The organism is Microcoleus sp. K5-D4, assembly GCF_036704575.1.
In the GTDB taxonomy this organism is placed as follows: Bacteria; Cyanobacteriota; Cyanobacteriia; order Cyanobacteriales; family Microcoleaceae; genus Microcoleus.
In genome coordinates this window covers 1-2,756 of sequence record NZ_JAUBSD010000183.1, presented here as the reverse complement: position 1 = coordinate 2,756, position 2,756 = coordinate 1, and the positions used below count along the sequence as shown (strand labels likewise).

2 protein-coding genes are annotated in these 2,756 nt (G+C 48.5%); one reads left to right on the top strand and one right to left on the bottom strand.

Annotated features, from left to right (window positions below):
* Positions 1 to 741 precede the first annotated feature (741 nt).
* The gene (locus tag QUA77_RS28835; RefSeq protein WP_333035569.1) at positions 742 to 2,319 is read right to left on the bottom strand and encodes an adenylate/guanylate cyclase domain-containing protein; all 1,578 of its coding nucleotides are present in this window, start codon (positions 2,317 to 2,319) and stop codon (positions 742 to 744) included.
* A gap of 88 nt (positions 2,320 to 2,407) precedes the next feature.
* On the opposite strand from QUA77_RS28835, the gene QUA77_RS28830 reads away from it, so the two are divergent.
* Positions 2,408 to 2,668, top strand: coding sequence for a hypothetical protein (locus tag QUA77_RS28830; RefSeq protein ID WP_333035570.1), 261 nt, complete (start codon positions 2,408 to 2,410; stop codon positions 2,666 to 2,668).
* Positions 2,669 to 2,756: the final 88 nt, after the last annotated feature.

Genomic DNA, 2,756 nt, shown 5'->3' with positions numbered 1-2,756 from the left:
AAGAAGAACCAAGTAGGTATAATATTTGACATCTCTACCGAAACATAAACCTCTTCATATTCACTCATTTATTTATTCTACATCGCTGATGTTATTAAATTTTCATTCCTTACAGCAAGGCACACTCAAGATCAATGGTTAAAAAAACCAACTCGACTTTTGGTGGTGCTATAGGCAACTCCCTTGCCAATATGGCGATCGCGCGCTCAATCAGCTTGATTAGCAGGGGGCGGTTAGCTGTTTTTAACCGGGACTTACGCCGTGTGCGGGGTAAGTTCCGTCTGAAACCATTGCGAGGTGAGACTTGCCCGGAGCGTCCAAGTCTTTTACATGACTACAATCTCTTACAACCCTTATGTGGCGGAGTTTTTGCTTAAATTCATCAGAGAACAATACTCTGGGCCTAAATATTAAGAAAATCTTAAATAAATGACTACGGTTTGTCGGCAGTCTAGTCGCTAAAATCGAGACGGGACAAAGAATACAGCCCCCTGAACTACCCCCGCAGGGGGTAAGTTCCGTTTAACAGGTTAGTCGCTACTAGAGAACCACTAAAGCCAGCACCAACGATCGCGATCGTTGTTGGAGTATTACAGGCTATATACGCTAATTTTATCGCTTTACCGTATTTAAATATTTTGGGGTACGCTCGCGCATCATTATTAATGATTAATGATGCGGTAATGGTTTGTCATGCTCTCAATTGACCAGTAGTATGCCATTATTAGCCAGCAAAGTTATTTAAACGCCCCCTTTTCCCTTCTCCCCTTTTGCACCTTGCAAAGCAAAAATCGGAGTTTGAGCAGATTTCCCCTTCAGAGCAACAGATCCCAAAGCCTCACAAATGAAGTTGAGATCGATCGACTCATACACCCTTTCAGCAATCAAAATTTGGTTTTCCCCCGCCTTGCTCATCAACCGAGCAGCCGTATTCACCGTATCCCCGAGGATATTAAACTCCCTGCGCCCTCGCGGTTCCCCAACCTCAGCAGCAAACACCGGCCCCAGGGACAGCCCAATTTGACAGCTTACTTTTATTTCTTCACCCGCGATAATTACCAGAGGCAAACCAGCAATGATATCTCGGATTGCAATCGCGGCACTAGCCGCGCGGCTGGTGTCATCCGTGTGAGCGTCGGGCACGCCAAAATAAATCAGCATATCCGAACCATCTAAGTGCGCCGTTACTTTTTGCAACACGCCCCCTTTAGCTGAGACTACAGCATCGATCAACGCAAACACCCGAGAAAAACCCACTACCAGGTTGACTTCTTCGTCCGGCGAAGCTTTCTCCACAGACTCCGGTAAACCTATCAAGTTGACAAACATCACGGTCGGTTCAGGAAAATCCGGCGGAATTTTCCGCCTGTCTGCATTTTCCACCAGCAGTCTCAGGATAGTGTTGGGAATATAACTAGCAAGAGGTTCAAGCCGATTCACAGCTTCCCCGATTTCTTTTACCAAGCCCGCAACGCTGCGATCGAGCAATACCGAACTCGGCATCCGCCGCCCAGTCAAAGTGATATCATACTCTCCGAGTCGATCGTCCGTGAAATCGTCCGCCACCAAAAAATAACCCTGTTTCCCGGGTTCAAAGCGAAATTGCTCTCCCAAAGACTCTCTAGCAGTTTCAGTCACACACACCCGCCCCACACTCCCAGAACCCTCAGTTTGCTTGGCTTGCTGGACTGAATGTCCCAGCAGTACGTGAGCCATCCGCTGCGGTGTACCGATGTCAGCACTAATGTAGCGGCCGCAGTGGATGCCCACCCGCATCCTCAAAGAGAAAACACCCCGCGCCGTTTCAATATTGGCAAATTCAGCCATCGCCCGCTGCATCCGCAAACCCGCCCGCACCGCCCTCGCTGTATCCTCTTGGTAAACTCCTGATAGAAACTGCACAAGCATCGCATCTCCGGTAAACTCCAGCAAATCCCCGCCCGATTTGCTCACAATTTCAATCATTGAGGCAAAATAGTCGTTAATCACGCCCAGCAGGCTTTCAGCTCCCTTGCGCCCCTGGGTCGCGTTCGCTTCCAACAGCGAGGTAAACCCTGCCAAATCCGTGAACAGCAATGTGCCTGTTTGCCACTGGTAGCGCACCTCGCCCGGGTTGGGCGGAGATTCGGACACTGGCCTGGGCACGTAGTCGTGGAGGATGTAGCGCAGAGTTCGCAGGTGATCGAAAACCCCCATTAGCGTTGCGGGGGACGGATCTACCCACGCAGCAGCGTACAGTTGAGCCGAAAGGAGCGATCGCAGTCGCAGTTCGATCGCAGCCAAGGGAGGATTGTAGGTTAATCTATTAATAATTTCCACCTAAGTTTATTCTTAAAAAATAGGGTAAGTTCGATCAATCGAGATGCTACACCAATAACTCGACCTATACCATTATGATAAGTTTCCAGTGACTCCATACCAGCCCAACCCAGAACCCACTATAGAAACTTCCGAGACTCACAGCTTGCTAGCTCCCGATTTGATCCGAGCTGCTCGATCGGCCTATGGTATGTATCTGAAAGTGCATTCCGAGCAGATGCAGCGTCCGGCGGGTGTAGTTGTCAGTCAAGGAAGCGATCGAGGCCAGGTAATTTTTGCTTCGCAGCCGATTTTATTGCCGGGTGAACGTTTTGTTACTTTTGACGAAATTGAATCTCAAATGTATTAATTGCTAAGTAAGTCGGCGCCAAAAAACCGAACTATGTTAAAATAAGTAAAGAAAGAGAACACATCTACTGAGGTAACTCAATATATGG